Below are 23,587 nucleotides of genomic sequence, written 5' to 3' on the forward strand. Positions count from 1 at the left end.
AGATACGCGTCCGGCAAGCGGGCGCCAGCTAACGGGGCTGCAAAAGCATGGACAATCGCAACAACACTATTGCTGGCTGGGTGCTTTTCGCCGGCATTTGCGCGCTGGGCCTGACCATCGGGTCGAGCATGTTGTTCGCTAGTCACAACCCGGAAAAGCCCGGTTTCCCGATCGAAGACGCCGAAGCGGGCGGCGGGGCCGCCGCCGCGGTGCCAATCGCCAACCTGCTTGCCGCCGCCGATCCGGTGAAAGGCGAAGCGGTCTTTGCAAAATGTGCCGCGTGCCACACTGTTGCGTCGGGCGGCGCTAACGGTATCGGTCCGAATCTGTGGGGCGCACTCGGGAAGCCGCACGGCCATGTCGCCGGCTTTGCCTATTCAGACGCGCTAAAGAGCGTTCCCGGCAACTGGGACTTCGCTGGCATGGACGCATGGTTGGCGAGCCCGCGCAAATATGCGCCGGGTACGAAAATGTCCTTCGCCGGTCTGAGCAGCGCTGAAGATCGCGCCAATCTGATTGTTTATCTGAACAGCCAGGGCTCGAATCTGCCGCTGCCCGCGCCCGAAGCTGCCGCGCCTGCCGAAGGTGAAGCCGCTGCTGCCCCGGCGGCAGACGCCACCGCTGCTCCGGCCACTGACGCTGCCGCAGCAACCCCCGCCCCGGCCGAAGCCAAAAAATAATGCGGATCGCGCCTGTCCTGCTAGCGGGCGCCTTCGCCCTTGCTAGCTGCGGCAAGAGCGAACCCCCGCCGGCCGATAGCGCAGCAAGCGAACCGACGCCTGCGCCTGCAATTGCGCCAACCGCGGCGATGGGCGAGCAGATATTCAAACGCTGCGTCGCCTGCCACACAATCGACAAAGGCGGCCCCAACGGAATTGGCCCCAATTTGCATGGCATTGTCGGCGCCGCAGTCGCTTCGAAACCCGATTTTTCTTACTCGAGCGCGATGCAGGCCAAGGGCGGCGTGTGGGACGCGGCGGCGCTCGACATCTATCTTGAAGCACCGATGAAGTCGGTACCCGGAACGCGGATGGCGTTTGCCGGGCTCATCGACGCTGCGGACCGCAAGGCGCTGATCCTGTATCTGGAAGCGCAGTCGAAGTAATGTGATCCTCCCGGTGGCGAAGCCATGGCCAGGTGCTGACGGAGGGGTCAGAGCGCGAGGTCGCTGCCCCTCCACCATCCGCTGCGCGGATGATCCCGCCAATAAATAGCTTTCCCCTCGCAATAGCTTGCGACGGGGAGGATCAAAGAAGCATCACCCCTGCTCTTCGATATTCGCGTAGAAATCCTGCACGATCTGCCAGGCCTCCTCCGCGGTCTCGACAAATTTGAACAGCCCCAGATCGCGCGCGCTCACCACGCCCTCTTCGACCAGTGCCTCGAAATTGACGACACGTTCCCAGAATTCCTTCCCGAACAGCACGATCGGGATCGGCTTGATCTTGCCGGTCTGGATCAGCGTCAGCAGTTCGAACATCTCGTCAAAGGTGCCAAAGCCGCCGGGGAACACGCACACCGCGCGGGCGCGGAGCAGGAAGTGCATCTTTCGCAGCGCAAAATAGTGGAACTGGAAGCTTAGCGACGGCGTCACGAACCGGTTCGGCGCCTGTTCGTGCGGCAGCACGATGTTCAGCCCGACCGATTCCATGCCGACATCGGCAGCGCCGCGATTCGCCGCTTCCATGATCGAAGGGCCACCGCCCGAACATACGACGAAATGGCGGCAGCCATTTTCGTCGGGCGGCACCTGGCTCGCCAGTCGCGCCAGCTTGCGCGCTTCGTCATAATATCTCGCCTTGGCCTTCAGGCGGCGCGCGATGTTGCGCTGGACATCGTCGGTCGCCGCGGCTTCGAGCGCGTCGGCTTGCGCGGGCTCGGGAATCCGCGCCGACCCATAGATGACGAGCATCGATTCGATCTTCGCCTCGTCGAGCAGCAGTTCGGGCTTAAGCAGCTCAAGCTGAAAGCGGACCGGGCGCAAGTCTTCGCGGAGCAGGAAGTCATTGTCCTGAAACGCCAGCTTGTACGCGGCGCTCGCCGTCTGCGGGGTGGTGGTCGCCTGCTTGGCGAACTGCGCGTCATCCTTGGCTTTGTGGAAACGCGAACGATGGGGTTGTTTATCTTCTGCCATTGAACAGCGGCTAGCCGCTCGGCGTGACTTTGCCAAGACGGGCTTGTGTCAGCGGCAGTAGCCGTTGCCGCTCATGTCGAAATGGAAATGGTTGTAATGGGCGGCATTATAATCCGGCCCGAGCACCGTTCCGAAACGGCGGCAGCCCGATTTGTGCAGCGCGCGCAGGAAGTCCTGCGACACCTTGTCACCCTTCCACCCGCCGTCGAGCATGATGCGCCGCCCGTCGGCGAGCACAAATCCCGACACGTCCACCGCGTTCGAGTAGGCATGCTGCGACAGGCGGCCCGAGCGGCCGCCGTAGATGTTGCGGCAGCTGTAGGTGCCGAAGGTCTCGATCTTCACGACCTCCTGCCCGAAATATTTGCGCGCCGCGGGCTTCACCGCAAATTGCGCCCAGCCGGCGAAACTCTTCGCCAGCGGACAGGTCATTGCGCCAAGGTTGGTCGTAGGAGTGCCGATATCGAGCAGCTTGACCGAATCGATCGAGCTGCATCCGCCGCCATGATCCTGGTTGGCAAGCGGTGTGAAGCGCACCCCGGCCTGCTTCAACTCGAACGCGCACTGTTGCGCCTCGGCGCTGGTGAACGAAGGCGTCGGCGCAATTTGCGGACGTTTCGGCGCGCTCGCGATGGGACGTTTTTGATCGCCGCGCTTCATGACGTCGGGGCTGCCGAAACAGGCCGAGAGTGCCAGCGCAGCGGACGCGGCGATCAGGATCCGGGGCTGCAAGACGGTCGGAAAAGACATGGCCGTCAAAATACCGATAATATGGTTAACAAGTTGTTTAACTTTGGCTCGGCTCACCGGAAATTTCGCGCAGCCCACGCATTTTATTTGACAGTTGCGCGGCCCTCCCTAAACGCAGCGCCGGGCCACGCGGTCCCAACGCCGCGCGTGCTCTCTGCAAGGAGAGATTACATGACTGACGTGCCGACACCACAAGTGCGCCCTGCGCGCCCCTATTTCTCCTCCGGTCCCTGCGCCAAGCCGCCCGGATGGGATGCCTCCAAAATCGCGACCGAATCGCTGGGCCGCTCGCACCGCGCCAAGATCGGCAAGACGCGCCTTGCGCTTTGCATCGACCTGATGCGCGAGATGCTGCAGCTCCCCGACACCCACCGCATCGGCATCGTTCCGGGCTCCGACACGGGCGCCTTCGAGATGGCGATGTGGACGATGCTCGGCGCTCGCCCCGTGACGACGCTCGCGTGGGAGAGCTTCGGTGAGGGTTGGGTCACCGATGCCGCGAAGCAGCTCAAACTCGATCCGACGGTTATTCGCGCCGATTACGGCCAGCTTCCCGATCTGACCCAGGTCGACTGGTCGAACGACGTGCTCTTCACCTGGAACGGAACCACCAGCGGCGTGCGCGTCCCCAACGGCGACTGGATCGCCGACGACCGCGACGGGCTGAGCTTTGCCGATGCGACCAGCGCGGTGTTCGCCTATGACCTGCCGTGGGACAAGATCGACGTCGCGACCTTCAGCTGGCAAAAAGTGCTCGGCGGCGAAGGCGGCCATGGCGTGCTGATCCTTGGCCCGCGCGCCGTCGAACGCCTCGAAACCTACACCCCCGCCTGGCCGCTGCCGAAAGTGTTTCGCCTCGTTTCCAAGGGCGCGCTCGCCGAAGGCGTGTTCAAGGGCGAGACGATCAATACGCCGTCGATGCTTGCGGTCGAAGATGCGGTCTTCGCGCTCGAATGGGCGAAGTCGCTCGGCGGTCTCGACGGGCTGAAAGCGCGCAGCGATGCGAACGCCGCGGCGCTCGACAGGATCGTCGAAGACCGAGACTGGCTGAGCCACCTCGCCGCCGATCCCGCCAGCCGCTCGAAGACTTCGGTCTGCCTGTCCGTCGCCGGTGCCGACGAGGATTTCATCAAGAAATTCGCCGGCCTGCTCGACAAGGAAGGCGCGGCATACGACATCGCGGGCTATCGTGATGCGCCCCCGGGGCTTCGTATCTGGTGCGGCGCGACCGTCGACACCGCCGATATCGAAGCGCTCGGCCCGTGGCTCGACTGGGCTTACGCAAGCCTTTCGGCCTGACGTTCATGCGCCCCGGCGAAAGCCGGGGCCTCTTTCCCAGTTCCGCCACAGGACCCGGCTTTCGCCGGGATACGGAGACATAAAATGACCGCACCCAAAGTCCTCATTTCCGACAAGATGGACCCCAAAGCCGCTGCGATCTTCAAGGAACGCGGCATCGACGTCGACGTCATCACCGGCAAGACCAAGGACGAGCTGATCGCGATGATCGGCGCCTATGACGGCCTCGCGATCCGCTCGGCCACCAAGGTCACCGCCGACGTGCTGGCCGCCGCGACGAACTTGAAGGTCGTCGGCCGCGCCGGGATCGGCGTCGACAATGTCGACATTCCCGAGGCGTCGAAGAAGGGTGTCATCGTGATGAACACCCCTTTCGGCAACAGCATCACCACCGCCGAACATGCGATCGCGATGATGTTCGCGCTCGCGCGTCAGATCCCCGAAGCCAACGCCGGAACGCAGGCGGGCAAATGGCCGAAGAATGATTTCATGGGGGTCGAGCTGACCTCGAAGACGCTCGGCCTGATCGGCTGCGGCAATATCGGCAGCATCGTCGCCGAGCGCGCGCTGGGCCTGCGCATGAAGGTTGTCGCCTTCGATCCCTTCCTGACCCCCGAACGCGCGATCGAACTCGGCGTCGAAAAGGCCGATCTCGACACCCTGCTCGCCAAGGCCGATTTCATCACGCTGCACACGCCGCTGACCGACCAGACGCGCAACATATTGTCGGCGGAGAACATCGCGAAGGCGAAGAAGGGCGTGCGGATCATCAACTGCGCGCGCGGCGGGCTGATCGACGAAGCGGCGCTGAAGGACGCGCTCGAATCGGGCCATGTCGCGGGCGCCGCGCTTGACGTGTTTGCGCAGGAGCCGCCGGCCGCCGACCATCCGCTGTTTAGCGCGCCGAACTTCATCTGCACCCCGCACCTTGGCGCGTCGACCGACGAAGCGCAGGTCAATGTCGCGATTCAGGTCGCCGAACAGATCAGCGATTATCTGCTCACCGGCGGCATCACGAACGCGCTTAACGTGCCCAGCCTGTCGGCCGAGGAAGCGCCGAAGCTGCGTCCCTATATGAGCCTTGCCGAGAAGCTGGGCAGCCTCGTCGGCCAGCTTGCGCACGACAATCTCACGACGATCTCGGTCGAGGTCGAAGGGGCTGCGGCCGAACTCAACCTCAAGCCGATCACCGCTGCGGTGCTCACCGGCCTGATGCGTCGTTATTCGGACGCCGTGAACATGGTCAACGCGCCGCATCTGGCGCGCGAGCGCGGGCTTGATGTGCGCGAAGTGCGCCACGACCGCGACGGCGATTACCATACGCTCGTCCGCGTCACCGTGGCGACCAGCGATGGCGACCGCTCGGTCGCGGGGACCTTGTTCAGCAACGGCGATCCGCGCCTCGTCGAGATGTTCGGGATCAAGGTCGAGGCGGATCTCGACGGCGACATGCTCTATATCGTCAACGAAGACGCCCCGGGCTTCATTGGTCGCATCGGCACCACGCTCGGCGACGCGGGGCTCAATATCGGCACCTTTCACCTTGGCCGCCGCGCGGCGGGCGGCGAGGCGGTGCTGCTGCTGTCACTCGACTCCCCGATGCCCGAGCCTTTGCTGTGGCAGCTGTGCCAGTTGCCGGGGGTGAAGACGGTGAAGGGTTTGAAGTTCTGAACTTGCGTCCCCCTCCCGCTTGCGGGAGGGGAGTTATTGACTCCGCCTCCCGCCGTTCTAAGGCCGCACGCATGACCAAGGCCCCTGCCCTGCTGCCCGAAGGGCTGCGCGATCGCCTCCCCCAACAGGCGGAAGCCGCGTCGCGCGTCACCCGTGCGCTCGTCGATGCGATGCGCGCGCATGGCTATGGCCGTGTGTCGCCGCCGCTGGCCGAATTTCGCGAGACGCTGGGCGGCGATGACGATCGAACGACCCGCGACCTGCTCCGCTTCACCGATCCGGTGTCGCAGCGCACCCTCGCGCTGCGCCCCGACATCACGCGGCAGGTCGGCCGCATCGCGACCTCGCTGCTCGCGGGGGCGCCACGGCCGCTGCGTCTTTGCTACGCCGGGCAGGTCGTGAAACTGCGCGCGAGCCAGCTGCGCCCCGCGCGCGAGATGCTGCAGGTCGGCGCCGAGCTGATCGGCAGCGACAGCGTCGCCGCGGCGCGCGAAATCGTGTCTGTCGCGATCGATGCGCTGGAGGCTGCGGGGATCGGCCCTGTCACGATCGATTTCACCCTGCCCGACGTCGTCGACCTGCTCGCGAACGGACCGCTCCCAGTCGAGGTCGATATCCAGCAACTGCGTGACGAACTCGACGCCAAGGATGCTGGCGCGCTGACCCGCCTCGGAGCCCAGGCCTATCTGCCGCTGCTCCGCGCGACGGGCCCGTTCGATCAGGCGATGGCCGACCTGCGCGCTTTCGACACATCGGGCGCACTCAGCGCGCGCATCGACGCGCTCGAAGCGATTGCGGCGCCGGTGCGCGACCGCGTAACGCTGACCCTCGACCCGACCGAGCGCCATGGCTTTGCCTATCAAAGCTGGTTCGGGTTTCAGATCTTCGTTCCGGGGCAAGGCGACGCGGTCGGTCGCGGCGGCGGCTATTCGATCCCGGTCGGCGAACTGGAGGAGGCCGCTGTCGGCTTTTCGCTCTACCCCGATCCGCTGATCGACGCCGGACTCGGCATCGAAGACGACAGCGACCGCCGCATTTTCCTGCCGCTGGGCCACGATTCGGCGCTCGCGGCCAGCCTGCGCGCCGACGACTGGCAGACGGTGGCGGCGCTGTCCGACACCGATGATGCGCGCGCGCTGGGCTGCGGCTGGCGGCTTGGCCCCGAAGGGCCGGTCGAAGCCTAAAAGTCCGAAATACCGAAGCGCGCGATACCCTGATTGATCCCGGGCGGATCGAGCACGGTCACGTCGAGCTCGACAGGCTCGCCAATCCAGTGCGCGAGCGTGCTATGGTCGGCAAGATCGTCATCGGTAAGCGGATGAACGAGCGCGCGGAGCCCCGTCGCCTCGATCGCCGCAATCACCGCCGGCGCGGTTCTGGCCTGAAAATGTACCTCATATTGCGCGATCGGATGCGGCCCCGCCGCCCCGTCCGTCAAATCGCCGACGAACAGGATCGCGCGATCGTGGCCGAACGCATCGCGCAGCGCGGCAGCGGCAGGCCGCTCGGCGGGGTCATAATAGATATGGGCATGATAGGGCGCGTCAGGTTCGGTCATGCAAGCGTCGCTTTCCTTCATCACCCCGGACTTGGTCCGTTTATACCTGCGTTGAACGAAAAATTGGCTCGCGGGTCAAGCGGAGCCCCACAGCGTCACGACGCGACGCTTGCTCTTCAACGCACTGGATCCCGGCATTCGCCGGCAGCATGAGGTCCGCTTCCCGCCCCAAAACCGGCAATCCAGAAATCCCAAGAAAAAGCCCCGCCGGATTGCTCCGGCGGGGCTTATTTCTGTCCGTCCTTGCAGACCGAGCGAAGCTTACGCTTCGCCCTCACTCTCCGGACGATCTTCGACCATCACGTCATCGGTCGTGAAGTCTTCGCCCTGGACCTTGCCCAGCGGATCGTCGCCCATCGCGGCTTCCGGGCCTTGCGCCAGTTCGGCGGCATGCTCGGCGGCGGCGCTCGCCGGCGCGATCAGGTCCACTTGGCTCGCAGCGCGCATCGATGCGCGCAGGGCGGCATCTTTGCTCGACGCAGTGACGCGGACGCGGTTCATCGCGGCGCCGGTACCCGCCGGGATCAAGCGGCCGACGATGACGTTTTCTTTCAGCCCGATCAGCGAGTCGATCTTGCCCTGCACCGAAGCTTCGGTGAGAACGCGCGTCGTCTCCTGGAACGATGCCGCCGAAACGAAGCTGCGCGTTTGCAGCGACGCCTTGGTGATGCCCAGCAGGACCGGACGGCCCTCCGCAGGCACGCCATTCTTCGGCAGCTTGGCGTTATATTCCATCATCTCCAGATAATCGAGCTGCTCGCCCGGCAGCAAGGTGGTGTCGCCGCCAGCAGTGATCTCGACCTTCTGCAGCATCTGGCGAACGATCACTTCGATGTGCTTGTCGTTGATCTTCACGCCCTGCAGTCGGTACACTTCCTGGATTTCGGCGACCAGATATTCAGCCAGCGCCTCGACGCCCATGACGTCGAGGATGTCGTGCGGGTTCGGCGAACCGCTGATCAAGGCGTCGCCGCGCTTGACCTGATCGCCTTCCTGCACTTCCAGGACCTTCGACTTGGGGATCAGATATTCGATCGGATCGCCTTCTTCCGGAACGATCGCAATCTTGCGCTTCGCCTTGTAATCCTTGACGAATTCAATGCGACCGCTGATCTTGGCGATAACGCTGTTGTCCTTCGGAATGCGCGCTTCGAACAGCTCGGCCACCCGCGGCAGACCGCCTGTGATGTCGCGCGTCTTCGATGCTTCGCGGCTGACACGAGCCAGAACGTCGCCCGCCTGCACCGTCTGACCATCCTCGACCGACAGCATCGTGCCGACCGCGAGCAGATAGCGCGCGGCTTCACCCGATGCATCGTCGAGCAGGGTCAGGCGCGGCTGAAGGTCTTCCTTCTTGGCGCGGCCCGCCGAACGATATTCGATCACGACGCGCTGGGCGATGCCCGTCGCTTCGTCGACCTGTTCGATCAGGGTCTTGGTATCTTCCAGATCCTGATATTTCACGACGCCCTGCTTTTCGGTGATCAGCGGCATGGTGAACGGATCCCATTCGGCAATCCGTTCGCCCTTCTTCACCTTGTCGCCATCCTTGAACAGGATATGCGCACCATAAGGCAGCTTGTGCGACGCGCGCTCGCGGCCTTCGCTGTCGATCACCGCGACTTCGCCCGAACGCGCCAGCGCCAGACGGCGGCCACGCTGGTCGACGATCGTCGGCATGTCGCGATATTCGATCGTTCCGTCCGAGATCGACTCGACGTTCGACTGCTCGTTGACCTGCGCCGCGCCACCGATGTGGAAGGTACGCATGGTCAGCTGGGTGCCGGGTTCACCGATCGACTGAGCGGCGATAACGCCGACCGCTTCACCGATGTTCACCGGGGTACCGCGGGCAAGGTCACGGCCATAGCATTTGCCGCAAACGCCCAGCACTGCTTCGCAAACCAGCGGCGAGCGGATCTTGACCGACTGGACTTCGGCATCTTCGATGCGCTGCGTCGTCGGTTCGTCGAGCAGGGTGCCGACGGGGGCCAGCACATTGCCGTCCTTGTCGAGCACGTCTTCCAGCGTCGTACGGCCAAGGATGCGTTCGCCCAGCGAGGCGATCGTCGAACCGCCCTGGATGATTGCCCGCATTTCCATGCCGCGTTCGGTGCCGCAATCTTCCTCGATCACGACGCAATCCTGCGACACGTCGACCAGACGGCGGGTCAGATAACCCGAGTTTGCCGTCTTGAGCGCCGTATCAGCCAGACCCTTACGCGCGCCGTGGGTCGAGTTGAAATACTCGAGAACGGTCAGGCCTTCCTTGAAGTTCGAGATGATCGGCGTTTCGATGATCTCGCCCGAAGGCTTCGCCATCAGGCCGCGCATGCCGGCAAGCTGCTTCATCTGCGCCTGCGAACCACGGGCACCCGAGTGCGCCATCATATAGATGGAGTTGATCGGGGCCAGACGGCCGGTTTTCGGATCCCTGGGCTCGGCGCGAATTTCGTCCATCATCGCGTTCGCGACCTTGTCGCCGCACTGCGACCAGGCGTCGATCGCCTTGTTGTATTTTTCCTGCTGCGTGATCAGTCCGTCCTGATACTGCTGCTCGAAATCCTTCACCAAGGCGCGGGTTTCATCAACCATACCGACCTTCGACGCCGGGATGATCATGTCATCCTTGCCGAACGAGATGCCGGCCTTGAACGCGTTGCGGAAGCCCAGCGCCATGATGGCGTCAGCGAACAACACGGTCTCTTTCTGCCCGGTGTGACGATAGACCTGATCGATCACGTCACCGATTTCCTTCTTGGTCAGAAGGCGATTGACGACGTCGAAGGGCACGGTGTGCGACTTCGGCAGGCACTCGGCGATGAGCATGCGGCCCGGGGTCGTTTCGAAGCGCTGAAAATATTCATTGCCCTTCTCATCGGTCTGCGGGACGCGGCTGATCACCTTGGTGTGCAGGGTCACGGCACCAATGAACAGCGCCTGATGCACTTCGGCCATGTCGGCGAGCAGCATGCCCTCGCCGGGCTCGCCTTCGCGCTCCATCGACAGATAATAGAGACCCAGCACCATGTCCTGCGACGGCACGATGATCGGCTTGCCGTTCGCGGGCGACAGGATGTTGTTCGTCGACATCATCAGGACGCGCGCTTCCAGCTGGGCTTCCAGCGAGAGCGGTACGTGGACGGCCATCTGGTCACCGTCGAAGTCGGCGTTGAACGCGGCGCAGACCAGCGGGTGCAGCTGGATCGCCTTGCCTTCGATCAGCACGGGCTCGAACGCCTGGATGCCCAGGCGGTGAAGCGTCGGGGCGCGGTTCAGCAGGACGGGGTGCTCGCGAATGACTTCGTCGAGGATGTCCCAGACTTCCTTGCGTTCCTTTTCGACCCACTTCTTCGCCTGTTTCAGGGTCATCGACAGACCCTTGGCGTCGAGGCGCGCATAGATGAACGGCTTGAACAGCTCGAGTGCCATCTTCTTCGGCAGGCCGCACTGGTGCAGCTTGAGTTCGGGGCCGGTCACGATGACCGAACGACCCGAATAATCGACGCGCTTGCCGAGCAGGTTCTGACGGAAGCGGCCCTGCTTTCCCTTGAGCATGTCGGACAGCGACTTCAGCGGACGCTTGTTAGCGCCGGTGATCGTGCGGCCGCGGCGGCCGTTGTCGAACAAGGCGTCGACGGCTTCCTGCAACATGCGCTTTTCGTTGCGGACAATGATGTCCGGCGCGCGCAGTTCCATCAGACGCTTCAAACGGTTGTTACGGTTGATGACGCGGCGATAGAGGTCGTTCAGATCGGACGTTGCGAAGCGGCCGCCGTCGAGCGGCACCAGCGGGCGCAGTTCGGGCGGGATCACGGGGACGACTTCCAGGATCATCCACTCGGGGCGGTTGCCCGAATCGATGAAGCTTTCGACGACCTTCAGCCGCTTGATGATCTTCTTGGGCTTCAGCTCCGACGTGGTCGTCGCGAGGTCCTCCATCAGATCGGCGCGTTCCTGCTCCAGATCGAGATTCTCGAGCAGGACGCGGATCGCTTCGGCGCCGATACCGGCCGAGAAGGCGTCTTCGCCATATTCGTCCTGCGCGTCGAGGAGCTCGTCTTCGGTCAGCAGCTGGAATTTCTCGAGCGGGGTCAGTCCGGGTTCAAGAACGATATAGGCTTCGAAATAGAGGACGCGCTCGAGCTGCTTGAGCTGCATGTCGAGCAGCAGGCCGATGCGCGACGGCAGCGACTTCAGGAACCAGATGTGCGCGACCGGCGCGGCGAGCTCGATATGGCCCATCCGCTCGCGGCGAACCTTGGTCACCGTGACTTCGACACCGCATTTTTCGCAGACGATGCCCTTGTATTTCATGCGCTTATACTTGCCGCACAGGCATTCATAATCCTTGATCGGACCAAAGATGCGTGCGCAGAACAGGCCGTCACGCTCGGGCTTGAACGTGCGGTAGTTGATGGTCTCGGGCTTCTTGATCTCGCCGAACGACCATGAGCGGATACGGTCCGGGCTCGCGATGCCAATCTTGATCATGTCAAAGGTTTCGGGCTTGGCGACCGGGTTCATGAAGTTGGTAAGCTGGTTCATAATTTAGCTCCGCTGCCCCTCTCGCGCGCGGCGAGAGGGGTGAGGCAATATCTGTTTACTCGGCGGCTTCGGGAAGCGCGTCGGGCCGTTCGTCGGGATCCTGATCCGCATGGGATGACAGTTCGACGTTGAGGCCCAGCGAGCGCATTTCCTTGACGAGCACGTTGAAGCTTTCGGGAATGCCGGCCTCGAAGGTGTCGTCGCCCTTGACGATCGCTTCGTAAACCTTGGTGCGGCCGATCACGTCATCGGACTTCACCGTCAGCATTTCCTGGAGCGTATATGCCGCGCCATAGGCCTGGAGCGCCCAGACCTCCATTTCCCCGAAGCGCTGGCCACCGAACTGCGCCTTACCGCCCAGCGGCTGCTGGGTGACGAGGCTGTAGGGGCCGATCGAACGCGCGTGGATCTTGTCGTCGACCAAGTGATGCAGCTTCAACATGTAGATGATGCCCACGGTTACCTTGCGGTCGAAACGATCGCCGGTGCGGCCGTCGTACAGGTCCGACTGACCCGATTCATCCAGACCCGCGAGGGTCAGCATGTTGGTCACATCGGCTTCCTTGGCGCCATCGAACACCGGGGTCGCGAACGGCACGCCAACCCGCAGATTTTCGGCCATTTCGACGATGTTATCGGCATCGCGCGACTTGATGTCGTCGGCATATTCGGCGCCGTAGACATGCTGCAGCGCGTCGCGGACGGCTTCAGGCATCTGGCCGCTGGTCACATCCGGATTGGCATCGCGCCATTCGTCGAGCGCCTGCGTCACCTTTTGCCCCAGCCCGCGCGAAGCCCAACCAAGGTGGGTTTCGAGGATCTGCCCGACGTTCATGCGCGACGGCACGCCGAGTGGGTTCAGCACGATATCGACGTGGGTACCATCCTCCAGGAACGGCATGTCCTCGACGGGCAGCATGCGCGAAATGACGCCCTTGTTGCCGTGACGCCCGGCCATTTTGTCGCCCGGCTGCAGCTTGCGCTTCACCGCGACGAATACCTTGACCATCTTGAGCACGCCCGGGGCGAGTTCGTCGCCGCGCTGCAGCTTTTCGACGCGATCTTCATACTTCGCGTTGATGCGCTTGATCGCGTCGTCATACTGCGCCTTGATCGCTTCCAAAGCGGTCTGGCTGTTGTCCTCGACAACCGCCAGCTTCCACCAGTCGCCGCGGTCGAGTTCGGTCAACATCTCTTCGGTGACGACATCACCCTTCTTAAGGCCCTTCGGCACCGCGCTGGTCGCTTGACCGATCAGCAGGTCCTTCAGGCTCGAGAAGGTCGCGCGGTTGAGGATCGCGCGCTCATCGTCGGCGTCCTGCTTCAGACGCTCGATTTCTTCGCGTTCGATCGCAATCGCGCGCTCGTCCTTGTCGATCCCGTGGCGGTTGAAAACGCGGACTTCGACGACGGTGCCCGAAACGCCCGGCGGCAGGCGAAGCGAGGTGTCGCGCACGTCGCTGGCCTTTTCGCCAAAGATCGCGCGCAGCAGCTTTTCTTCCGGCGTCATCGGCGATTCACCCTTGGGGGTGATCTTGCCGGCGAGAATGTCGCCCGGGCCGACTTCGGCGCCGATATAGACAATGCCCGCTTCGTCGAGGTTGCGAAGCGCTTCCTCGCCGACGTTCGGGATGTCGCGGGTGATGTCTTCTGGCCCCAGGCGCGTGTCGCGCGCAGTGACTTCGAATTCCTCGATATGGATCGAGGTGAAGACGTCGTCCTTAACGATGCGTTCGCTGATGAGGATACTGTCCTCATAGTTATAGCCGTTCCACGGCATGAACGCGACGAGCACATTCTTGCCCAGCGCCAGCTCGCCCAGCTCGGTCGACGGACCGTCGGCGATGATGTCGCCGGTGCGGACAATCTCGCCCACCTTCACCAGCGGACGCTGGTTGATGCAGGTGTTCTGGTTCGAACGCTGGAACTTCTGGAGGCGATAGATGTCGACGCCCGATTTGCCGGGCTCGACCATGTCGGTCGCACGGATGACGATACGCGTCGCATCGACCTGGTCGATCACGCCGCCGCGGCGCGCCGCGATGGCGGCGCCCGAGTCACGCGCCACGGTTTCTTCCATGCCGGTACCAACAACCGGAGCCTCTGCACGAAGCAACGGCACAGCTTGACGCTGCATGTTCGAACCCATCAGCGCGCGGTTGGCGTCATCGTTTTCCAGGAACGGGATCAGCGATGCCGCGACCGAAACCAGCTGCTTGGGCGACACGTCCATCAACGTGATCTGCTCGCGCGGCGCCATCAGGAATTCACCCGCTTCGCGCGCCGAGATCAGCTCGTCGATAAAGCTGCCATCGGGGTTGAGGTCGGCGTTCGCCTGCGCAACCGTGTGCTTCTGCTCTTCCATCGCCGACAGATAGACGACGTCGCTCGTGACCTTGCCGTCGATGATCTTGCGGTACGGGGTTTCGATAAAGCCATATTTGTTCACCCGCGCAAAAGTGGCGAGCGAGTTGATCAGACCGATGTTCGGGCCTTCCGGCGTTTCAATCGGGCAGATACGGCCATAGTGGGTCGGGTGAACGTCGCGGACTTCAAAGCCCGCGCGCTCGCGCGTCAGACCGCCCGGCCCAAGCGCCGACACGCGGCGCTTGTGGGTGACTTCCGACAGCGGGTTGGTCTGATCCATGAACTGCGACAGCTGCGACGAGCCAAAGAATTCGCGAACCGCGGCGACCGCGGGCTTGGCGTTGATCAGATCGTTCGGCATCACGGTCGACACATCGACCGAGCTCATGCGCTCCTTCACCGCGCGCTCCATGCGGAGCAGGCCGACGCGATACTGGTTCTCGAGCAATTCGCCGACCGAGCGGACACGGCGGTTACCGAGGTTATCGATATCGTCGATTTCGCCCTTGCCGTCCTTCAGGTTCACCAGCTCCTTGACGACGGCGAGGATGTCGTCGCTGCGCAGCGTGGTGACCGTGTCCTCGGCATCGAGGCCAAGGCGCATGTTGAGCTTGACGCGGCCGACCGCCGACAGGTCGTAGCGCTCGGGGTCAAAGAACAGGCCGCCGAACAACGCTTCCGCGGTTTCGCGCGTCGGCGGTTCGCCGGGGCGCATGACGCGGTAGATGTCGGAGAGTGCCTGATCGCGATCCTCGGCCTTGTCGGCCTTCAGCGTGTTGCGGATCCACGGACCGGTGTTGTTGTGGTCGATGTCGAGCAGCACGAGCTTGTCGATGCCCGCCGCGTCGATCTTCTCGAGATTCTCGGCCGACACTTCGTCACCGGCTTCAATGTAAATCTCACCGGTCGCATCATTGACCAGATCATAAGCCGAATAACGGCCAAAGATTTCCTCGGTCGGGATCAGCAGCGTGTCGAGACCGTCCTTGGCGGCCTTGTTGGCCAGGCGCGGGCTGATCTTATGACCCGCCGCGAACACGACTTCGCCGGTCTTGGCGTCGACGACGTCGAACGCCGGCTTCGACCCGCGCCAGTTTTCGACCATGAACGGCACGCGCCAGCCGTTGGCGGCGCGCTCGAAGATCAGGCGATCATAGAAATGGTTGAGGATTTCCTCGCCCGACATGCCCAGCGCGTAGAGCAGGCTGGTGACCGGCAGCTTGCGCTTGCGGTCGATGCGGACGTTGACGATGTCCTTGGCGTCGAATTCGAAATCGAGCCACGAACCGCGGTACGGAATGACGCGCGCGGCAAACAGGAACTTGCCCGACGAGTGGGTCTTGCCGCGGTCATGATCGAACAGCACACCCGGCGAACGGTGCATCTGCGACACGATGACGCGCTCGGTGCCATTGACAAAGAAGGTGCCGTTGCCCGTCATCAGGGGCATGTCGCCCATGTAAACGTCCTGCTCCTTGATATCCAGGACCGAACGGGTGTCGGTTTCGCTGTCGACTTCAAAGACGATCAGGCGCAGCGTGACCTTCATCGGCGCTGCATAGGTGATGCCGCGCTGGCGGCACTCGTCGACGTCGTACTTTGGCGCTTCGAGTTCGTAATGCACGAAGTCGAGCTCGGCGGTGCCGGCGAAATCGCGGATCGGGAACACGCTGCGCAGCGTCTTTTCCAGCCCCGAAACATAACCGACCGACGGGTCGGACCGCAGGAACTGTTCATAGGATTCGCGCTGCACCTCGATGAGGTTGGGCATCTCCACCGCTTCGTGGATGTTGCCAAACAGCTTGCGGATTCGCTTGCTCGCGGTTGCTTCGAGGGCCTTGCCCACCGACTTCGCCTTGGTCGCCATAAGTGATTGTCTCGCCTGTCAAAAATCCAAATCGCGGGCGCTCCGACGCGAAAAAAGCCGCAGGCAACCGTTGCCGGTTTACCGCAGCTTTCCAACGCCTGTCGAAATCCCCGCCGACCTATCCGTACAATCCGCTGCGCAAGGCGGACTCTATCTCGAACGATGGGGTGTGACGGCGATATAGGTTTGAGCGAGCGAAGTGTCAACGGGCCGATCGGGCGGGGGGGGGCGATTGCGCTGCGCCGATTTGCGGCGCGCAAGAGGGATCCCTCCCTTTTGGGGAGGCGAAAGAAGATAGCCACAGGCGCCGTCTCCCAATCAAGCCGCCCATTCGCCCGGATCGTCTTCCTCGCCAATCAGCGCCAGCCCGTGCGCGATCGACGTCAACTCGCCCCCGGTCGCGATCCGCTCAACCCCAAACCGCCGCTCGAACAGTGCCCCGATCGCCGGGATCAGCGACGATCCGCCGGTCAGGAACACCCGGTCAATCGCCTCCGGCGCCACCCCTGCGCGCGCCAACGCCGCATCCATCGCCGCCTCGATCCGCCGCAAATCATCGGCAATCCACGCCTCGAAATCGGCGCGGCGCACGGTCGCCTCGATCTCGACCCCGTCGCCGGAGAAGCGAAACGCGGCTTGGCTTTCGCTCGACAGCGCACGCTTCAGCCGCCCCACCGCATCATATAGCGGAAAACCCTGCTCATGCTCGATGAGCGCGATCATCCGCCCGATCGGTTCGGGATCGACCGCGTCGCGCTGCAACCGCGCCAGTTCGCTCAGCGTCCGCCGGTTGCGCATCAGCGCCAGCCGCGACCAGTCGGCAAAATCGCGGAAATGCCCACCCGGAATCTCGAGCAGCTTGTCGAACGAACGATACAAGCCCCCCTTGCCGAGCAGCGGCAGCACCAGCCGGTCGATAATCCGGTAATCGAAGCGGTCGCCCGCGATCCCGATCCCCGACGACGCCAGCGGCACGCAGCGCCGCGGCGCCCCCGGCGCGGCCACCCGCACGATCGAAAAGTCGGTCGTTCCGCCGCCGAAATCGGCGACGAGGATCGTCGCGGGCTCGGTCAGCCGCGCGGCATAGCTGTGCGCCGCGCCGAGCGGCTCGTGGACATAAATGATCTCGGTGCCAAAGGCTTCGAGCATCGCATCATAGCGCTGCCGCGCCAGCGCCGCATCGGGGCGCGCCCCGGCATATTCGACCGGCCGCCCGACGATCACACGCTGCGGCAGCGTATCGAGCCGCCCCCCGGCATGCGCGACCAGCCGCTGCAGGAAAAGTCTTCCCATATCCTCGAATCGGTACGGCTTGTTAAAAATCAGCGCGCGCTCGAACGAGGCGCTCGCCGCGACGCTCTTGAACGACTGAACGAAGCGGCTGTCGAGCGGCGACTGGAGATATTCGGCGATCGCCCATGGCCCCGCCTCGTGCGCAATCCCCTGCCACGCTCGCTCCTCTTCCCAGAAGCACAGCGCCGAACGAAACACCGCTCCCGTCGCATCGTCCCCGGCAAACTCGACCAGCTCAGATCCGCCCTGCCCGTCGGTGAGCGCAACCACCGTATTGGTCGTCCCGAAATCGAGCCCAAGCGCGCGCGCCGTTGCATGGCTGGTCATGGCGTGCTCCTGTGGATCGGCGGGGGCGGCGCCTATTGCACGCGGCGGAGCGGTGAGCAAGGCGGTGCGGCACGACGCGCCGGACTATTATGTCGGTTGCCGGGTGGGAGGTCGCGGCCTTCCAACCGCCCCATTCGCACGAAGTCCGGCATTGGCGATGCAGCGCTACAGCAGCACCATCTCCGGCTTCGTATCCAGCGCCTGCGCCAGCGAGCGCAGGCGGCGCTCGACCGATTCCCCCGCCAGATGATGCCAGCCGCGGTCGAGGCTGAGCCGCAGCTTTCCGTCGACCAGCGCGATATGGCTGGCCTTCAGCGGCGCCTCGACCCCGCCGGTCAGACGTTGCGCGAGCCGGATCGCCAGTCCCCATTGCCGCGCCCGCGCGAGGCGTTCGGGCGCCACCAGCGGACCCATGTCGGGAAAATCGCTGTCGGCGCCGCCAAACCCGGCGTGGAGAGCGCGCGCCAGCAGGATACGCCCCGGAATGTCGATGCCGCGCCAATTGCCGTGCAATCCGATCTCGGTGCCGCGTTCGGCGCGGAAATCGGGGTTGGCCGACCATGCGACGTCGCTCAGCAGGCTGGCAGCGAGGAGCACTCGGTTGTCGGCAGGAGCTTCGCCGGCAAATAGTGGCGCGATCCATTCGGTGATCGCCCGGCCGTGCGGCGCAAAACGCGCGAGGCGGCGCCCTTCGAATTCGGCGGCGACGATCAACGGATCCTGCGCGCGCGTTTCGGCATCGAGCGCCTGGTATAGCAAGCCTTCGCGCAGCCCCGACGACGATACGGTCATTTCGGGGACATCGAGGATGTTGACCAACGCCGCGAGCAACGCCGCCGCATCGGGCAAGGCCGCAGCGCGGTTCGATGCCATGCCGGGGATCGCCCTTAATTCTTCGAACGTCAGCCGGTTGGTGGCACGAACGAGACGCCGCAATGCGCTGCGCGGCAGGCAGTGCTGGTCGAGCACCGCGAGCGGATCGTGCGTCAGTTCGAGATCGAGACGCGACAGCGCGCGCCACGAACCGCCGACCAGATAGAGCGGCAATCCGGTCATCCCGTCGGGCCATCCCGCCGTCCGCAGCATCTTGCGGACCGCGCGTTCGAAATTCTGCTGCCCCTCTTTGCGCAGCGCCGGCAGGCGCAGCACGCCAAGGGGGAAAGACGCGCGGCGTCCGACCCGGCCATCGACCACCTCGGCAAGCTCGAGGCTGCCGCCACCCAGATCGACCGCTACCCCATGCGCGTCGGGGATTGCCGACAGCACGCCATAACCCGCGGCTTCAGCCTCTTCCTCACCCGAAAGTAGCCGAATCTTGAGACCTGCCTTGGCCGCGGCGGCGATAAATTCTGGGCCGTTGTCGGCGTCGCGTACGGCTGCGGTCGCGACGCATTGGAGGTTTTTGACCTCCATATGCTTGGCGAGCAGCGCATAGCGCCTCAGCGCAGTGAGGCCGCGCGCAGCATCCTCGTCGGCGATACGGCCGTCGATCGCGAGGCCGCGGCCAAGGCCCGCCGCGACCTTTTCGTTAAAGATCACCGCTGGCGCCCGCGCCGGTCCTTCATAGACGACGAGGCGCACCGAGTTCGACCCGATGTCGATGACCGCTGAACGGTGGATCGCCTGTTTTGAGGTTCGCAACAGTCCCAAAGTGTCAATCATCACGCATGTCAAAGGCGAGCGTCGGGACATCCTGGCGCTTGTGAAGCGCCGTCCCGCGGCCCGACAGCGATGGATTGTTCATAAAATAATGATGCAGATTGAACGGTTTGTCGCCCGGTGCTGTGCGGATATAGGTGCCGTCGGATTGCAGCACCCAGCTTTGTTCATTGTCGATCAGGTTCGCGACGAGCACCTGGTCCAATATCTGGTCGTGGACGGTCGGATTTTCGATCGGGATCATATATTCGACGCGGCGGTCGAAATTGCGCGGCATCCAGTCGGCGCTGCTGATGTAGAGCTTGGCGCGCTGGTGCGGCAGCGAGGCGCCATTGGCGAACGCCCACACGCGGCTATGTTCGAGAAAACGGCCGACCACCGATTTGACGCGGATCGTCTCCGACAGGCCCTGGACGTCGGGGCGCAGGCAGCAGATTCCGCGGACGATCAACTCGATCGGCACCCCAGCCACGCTAGCCTCGTACAATTTGTCGATGATGTCGGGATCGACGAGGCTGTTCATCTTCGCCCACACGCCCGACGGTTGCCCGGCCTTGGCCGCCGCGATTTCGGCGTCGATCAGGTCGCACAGATGCGCGCGCATGTTGAGCGGCGACATGGTGATCATGTCGAGCCGTTCGGGTTCGACATAGCCGGTGATATAATTGAACAGCTGCGCCGCATCGCGCCCGGCGCGCGGATCGGCGGTGAAAAAGCTGAGATCGGTATAGATGCGCGCGGTGACCGGGTGGTAATTGCCGGTGCCGAAGTGGCAATAGGTGCGATACCCCTGCCCTTCGCGGCGCACGACCATCGAAATCTTGGCGTGGGTCTTCCACTCGATAAAGCCGTACACCACCTGCACGCCGGCGCGTTCAAGCTGGTTCGCCCAGAGGAGATTCTGTTCTTCGTCGAAGCGCGCCTTGAGCTCGACCACGGCGGTCACCGACTTGCCTGCCTCGGCCGCCTCGATCAGCGCACGGATCACCGGCGACTGGTCGCCGGCGCGATAGAGCGTCTGCTTGATCGCAACGACGTCGGGATCAGCGGCGGCCTGTCGCAGGAAAGCGAGAACGACCTCGAAGCTTTCATAGGGATGGTGGACGAGGATGTCCTTGCTGCGGATCGCCGCGAAGCAATCGCCGCCATGTTCGCGGATGCGTTCGGGGAAACGCGCCGAATACGCAGGGAATTTCAGGTCGGGCCGATCGACATCGACGAGCGCCGACAGCGCCGCCAGCCCGACGAAGCCGCCGATCTTGGCGACGATCGCCTCATGCCCCTGAATATCGGCGTTGAGCACTTCGGCAATCTCGCCGGGCATGTCAGCTTCGAGTTCGAGCAGGATGACGCGGCCGCGGCGGCGGCGGCGGATCGCGGTGCGGAACAGGCGCACCAGATCTTCGGCCTCTTCTTCCAGTTCGATATCGCTGTCACGGATGATGCGGAACACCCCGAGCGAGCGGATGGTGAAACCGGGGAACAGCAGGTCGCCAAAAATTTCGATCAGATATTCGATCGGCACGAAAGCCTGCGCCTGCCCTGGCACTGCCACGAAGCGCGGCAACGCCGCCGGGATCAGCACCAGTTCGCGCACCGTCTCGCCCGTTGCCTTGCGCTGCAGGTCGAAAATGATCCCCAGCCCGCGATTGGGGATGAAGGGAAAGGGGTGCGCAGGGTCGAGCACCTGCGGGGTCAGGATCGGGAAAATCTGGTCGATGAAATATTGGCGCAGCGCGGCGCGCAGCGGTTCGCGGTCGGAACCGGTGCCATGGACGACGATACCCTGTTCACCGAGCAACCTGTGGAGACGCTGCCACTCGCTCTGCTGCTGATCGACGAGGCGGTTCACCTCGGCCTCGATCTCGGCCAGTTGCTGTCCCGGCGAGCGGCCATCGGCGGAGGGATCGTCGATCCCCTGCAGCTGCTGCCCCTTCAGCCCCGCGACGCGGACCATGAAAAATTCGTCGAGGTTACTGCCCGAAATCGACAGGAAGCGGAGGCGTTCGAGCAGCGGATGCGCCGGGTTGCGCGCCTCCTCCATCACCCGGCGGTTGAACGCCAGCCAGCTGAGTTCGCGGTTGAAAAAGCGTTCGGGCCCGAAGGACGGAAGGCCGGTATTGGCGTCGTTGTCGGCGCGAAGTGGCTGTCCGGAGAGCGTCATGCGTCATGGTCCTGTCGTTCGAGCAGATCGGGATCGATCAGCCCCTGTGACAGTAATGTTTCACGCGTAAGACGAATGCCGACGCGACGCCCCTGCTCGAGCGAGGCGGCGTCGAGCGCCGCAACTATGCGATGGATCATCGCATAGCTGCGCTCCATCCGCGGGACGATATAGGCGGCGACTTCGGGCGCCAGCGCGATCCCGCGCTGCGCGAACAGCGCCTCGATCAGATCGCGGGCAAGGCAATCGTCGGGCTCGGCGATCGCCAGCACCGGTACGGCGCGCAGCCGCGAAGCGAGGTCGGGAAGCGCGATTCCCCATTCGGATGGCGGTGCGTCGGCGATGATCAGCAGCGGTGTGTTCGACGATTGCGCCGCATTCCAGGCATGGAAAATCTCTTCTTCGGACGCGCTGCCATGACCGTCGATCACCCGACCGCCGGTTTCCGCGGCGAACAGTCGGCCAATCAGGCTGCGCCCCGACGCGCGCGGCCCGGTGAGCACCGCGGTTCGCACCGGCCAGGTCGCAACATGACGCAGATAGCGGATCGCATCGGCGTTGCTGGTCCCGACAACCAGCGGAGCGTCGTTGCTGCCCCCGGCGCTCCAGTCGAGCGGCAGAGCGATCTGGCTGGTCAAGCGCGCCATCAACGGCTGATCCGCAGCGTGCTGCCGCCTTCCTGCACCTTGTAACCCCGCGCCGCGAGCGCCGCGCTCAGCGCCTTGATGTCGCCGCGGAAGGTCACGCGCATCACCGAGGTACCGCCGAGCGCAAGGCTGGTGGTCGATGCCGACTGGACGCCTGCAGTCCCGCCGACGGCGCGTTCGGTTGCGGTGACCGATTCGACGTCGGGCGAGCTGTACTGGACGGTGAAGCTCTGCACGCCCGCAGGCGCGGTGGTCGGCACACTGCTGTCGGTTTCGCTGGGAAGCGCATCCTCGTCGGTCGTCGCGGCCTCCTCGGGCAGGTCTTCGCGCTCGACCGGCTTTTCGAGGACAAGATAGGTGTCGGTACGCAGCACGCCGGCCGCCAGCGCGTCGATATAAATGCGGTCCATCCGCGCAACCGCTTTCTCCATCATGTCGGGCAGCGCCGCGGGGCTGGGTCCGGTCATCGTGAAGCTGGAAATCAGCTTGCTGTCGGGGCCAAAGCGCGCGGTGAAATAGCCTCTGATCGGCCCGCCCGGATACGAATATTCGACCCGCGCGATCGGAGTCAGCACGTCGGCGGCGCCATATTGATCGAGGATGACGCGCCACCAGATGCGCCCGCGGCGGCCGGTCTGGCCCGCATTGAGCAGCAAGGTGTCCGCGCCGGTACCCGCCGTGCGGACATAGTCAATCGCGCTTTGCCCCGTATTATATTCCGCCCAAGCGCGCTGCCACGCGCTGCGCTGTTCGAACACCTGCGGGATGCCATCGATCGAATAGACCGGGATGACCAGCAGCGGCGGCGAGCGAAGCGTCCGGCCGCTGACGCCGAGGATCTGTCCGGCGCGGACGCGGTCGAACTGGATGCCGAGCTTTGCCACATAACGACGCGGGCCGATCTGCTCTTCCTCAACCACAATCGCGGTGACGATGCCGTCGAGCACCGAATCGCCGAGCGCCGGCCCGTCGCTGCCGTTCAATTTGCGATAGAGCTGGGTCCAGCCCTTGCGCTGCGCCTCGCGCCAGCCTTTGGTGCGCGCGTCGTCGGCATTGTCGCCGGTGACATCGACCAGGATACCGCTCGCCAGAAAATCGCCGCTACTGTTGATCGGGGTGATGCCGCGATCGCCGCGGCTGATCTGACCCTCGACGACGCCGACGAGCAGGATCGCGAAGAACAGGCCGAGAAGCGCAAGCCAGCGCCCGTCGCGCGGCAACGCAACGATTTTGAACCGGTGGGCGAACGGAAGGGGAGCGGTGGAAATCATCTCTTCTCTATGCTCTGCCCAAAAGCGCACGC

The 23,587-nt window shown here is 63.9% G+C and carries 15 protein-coding genes; 5 read left to right on the forward strand and 10 right to left on the reverse strand.

Features of this window, described 5'->3' with window-relative positions:
* The first annotated feature begins 47 nt into the window (after positions 1–47).
* Together IPF76_RS09725 and IPF76_RS09730 are read left to right on the forward strand one after the other, a co-directional pair.
* A complete protein-coding gene (locus IPF76_RS09725) occupies positions 48–680 on the forward strand; it encodes a cytochrome c family protein (RefSeq protein WP_293842980.1) in 633 nt (210 codons plus the stop codon).
* Complete coding sequence (locus IPF76_RS09730; RefSeq protein WP_293842982.1) at positions 680–1,105, forward strand: cytochrome c family protein; 426 nt, start codon at positions 680–682, stop codon at positions 1,103–1,105. The genes IPF76_RS09725 and IPF76_RS09730 overlap by 1 nt, the downstream gene beginning before the upstream one ends.
* Positions 1,106–1,258: 153 nt before the next feature.
* Here the strand turns inward: IPF76_RS09730 and IPF76_RS09735 are convergent, their stop codons facing one another.
* The gene (locus IPF76_RS09735; protein WP_293842984.1) at positions 1,259–2,134 is read right to left on the reverse strand and encodes an LOG family protein; all 876 of its coding nucleotides are present in this window, start codon (positions 2,132–2,134) and stop codon (positions 1,259–1,261) included.
* Positions 2,135–2,182: 48 nt separating this feature from the next.
* On the reverse strand, positions 2,183–2,884 hold the full coding sequence (locus tag IPF76_RS09740) for an extensin family protein (RefSeq protein ID WP_293842986.1): 702 nt from the start codon (positions 2,882–2,884) through the stop codon (positions 2,183–2,185).
* Positions 2,885–3,055: 171 nt separating this feature from the next.
* On the opposite strand from IPF76_RS09740, the gene IPF76_RS09745 reads away from it, so the two are divergent.
* From IPF76_RS09745 to IPF76_RS09755, 3 genes are all read left to right on the forward strand, one after another.
* Positions 3,056–4,183, forward strand: a complete 1,128-nt coding sequence (locus IPF76_RS09745) for a phosphoserine transaminase (RefSeq protein ID WP_293842988.1) — start codon at positions 3,056–3,058, stop codon at positions 4,181–4,183.
* An 84-nt stretch (positions 4,184–4,267) separates the two neighbouring features.
* Positions 4,268–5,854 (forward strand): phosphoglycerate dehydrogenase, encoded by a 1,587-nt coding sequence (gene serA, locus IPF76_RS09750; RefSeq protein ID WP_293842990.1) that lies wholly within the window; start codon positions 4,268–4,270, stop codon positions 5,852–5,854.
* 71 nt (positions 5,855–5,925) lie between these two features.
* On the forward strand, positions 5,926–7,038 hold the full coding sequence (locus IPF76_RS09755) for an ATP phosphoribosyltransferase regulatory subunit (protein WP_293842992.1): 1,113 nt from the start codon (positions 5,926–5,928) through the stop codon (positions 7,036–7,038).
* Here the strand turns inward: IPF76_RS09755 and IPF76_RS09760 are convergent.
* The 8 genes from IPF76_RS09760 to IPF76_RS09795 form a co-directional block, all read right to left on the reverse strand.
* Positions 7,035–7,412, reverse strand: coding sequence for a DOPA 4,5-dioxygenase family protein (locus tag IPF76_RS09760; RefSeq protein ID WP_293842994.1), 378 nt, complete (start codon positions 7,410–7,412; stop codon positions 7,035–7,037). The genes IPF76_RS09755 and IPF76_RS09760 overlap by 4 nt on opposite strands.
* 261 nt (positions 7,413–7,673) lie before the next feature.
* Positions 7,674–11,960 carry a DNA-directed RNA polymerase subunit beta' gene (gene rpoC, locus IPF76_RS09765; RefSeq protein WP_293842996.1) on the reverse strand — a complete coding sequence of 1,429 codons (4,287 nt, stop codon included), beginning with the start codon at positions 11,958–11,960 and terminating at the stop codon, positions 7,674–7,676.
* A gap of 55 nt (positions 11,961–12,015) precedes the next feature.
* Positions 12,016–16,194 (reverse strand): DNA-directed RNA polymerase subunit beta, encoded by a 4,179-nt coding sequence (gene rpoB, locus IPF76_RS09770; protein WP_293842998.1) that lies wholly within the window; start codon positions 16,192–16,194, stop codon positions 12,016–12,018.
* 318 nt (positions 16,195–16,512) lie between these two features.
* Positions 16,513–17,814, reverse strand: coding sequence for an Hsp70 family protein (locus tag IPF76_RS09775; protein ID WP_293843000.1), 1,302 nt, complete (start codon positions 17,812–17,814; stop codon positions 16,513–16,515).
* Between the two features lie 165 nt (positions 17,815–17,979).
* Entirely contained in the window at positions 17,980–19,476 is a 1,497-nt protein-coding gene (locus IPF76_RS09780; protein ID WP_293843002.1) for a Ppx/GppA family phosphatase, read from the reverse strand.
* A complete protein-coding gene (locus IPF76_RS09785) occupies positions 19,469–21,637 on the reverse strand; it encodes an RNA degradosome polyphosphate kinase (protein ID WP_293843004.1) in 2,169 nt (722 codons plus the stop codon). The genes IPF76_RS09780 and IPF76_RS09785 overlap by 8 nt, the downstream gene beginning before the upstream one ends.
* Positions 21,634–22,284, reverse strand: a complete 651-nt coding sequence (locus IPF76_RS09790) for a DnaA/Hda family protein (protein ID WP_293843006.1) — start codon at positions 22,282–22,284, stop codon at positions 21,634–21,636. The genes IPF76_RS09785 and IPF76_RS09790 overlap by 4 nt, the downstream gene beginning before the upstream one ends.
* Positions 22,284–23,555, reverse strand: coding sequence for a heavy-metal-associated domain-containing protein (locus IPF76_RS09795; protein WP_293843008.1), 1,272 nt, complete (start codon positions 23,553–23,555; stop codon positions 22,284–22,286). Before IPF76_RS09795 ends, IPF76_RS09790 begins: the two co-directional genes overlap by 1 nt.
* Between the last annotated feature and the right edge of the window lie 32 nt (positions 23,556–23,587).

Source organism: Sphingopyxis sp. (assembly GCF_016704835.1).
Classification (GTDB): domain Bacteria; phylum Pseudomonadota; class Alphaproteobacteria; order Sphingomonadales; family Sphingomonadaceae; genus Sphingopyxis.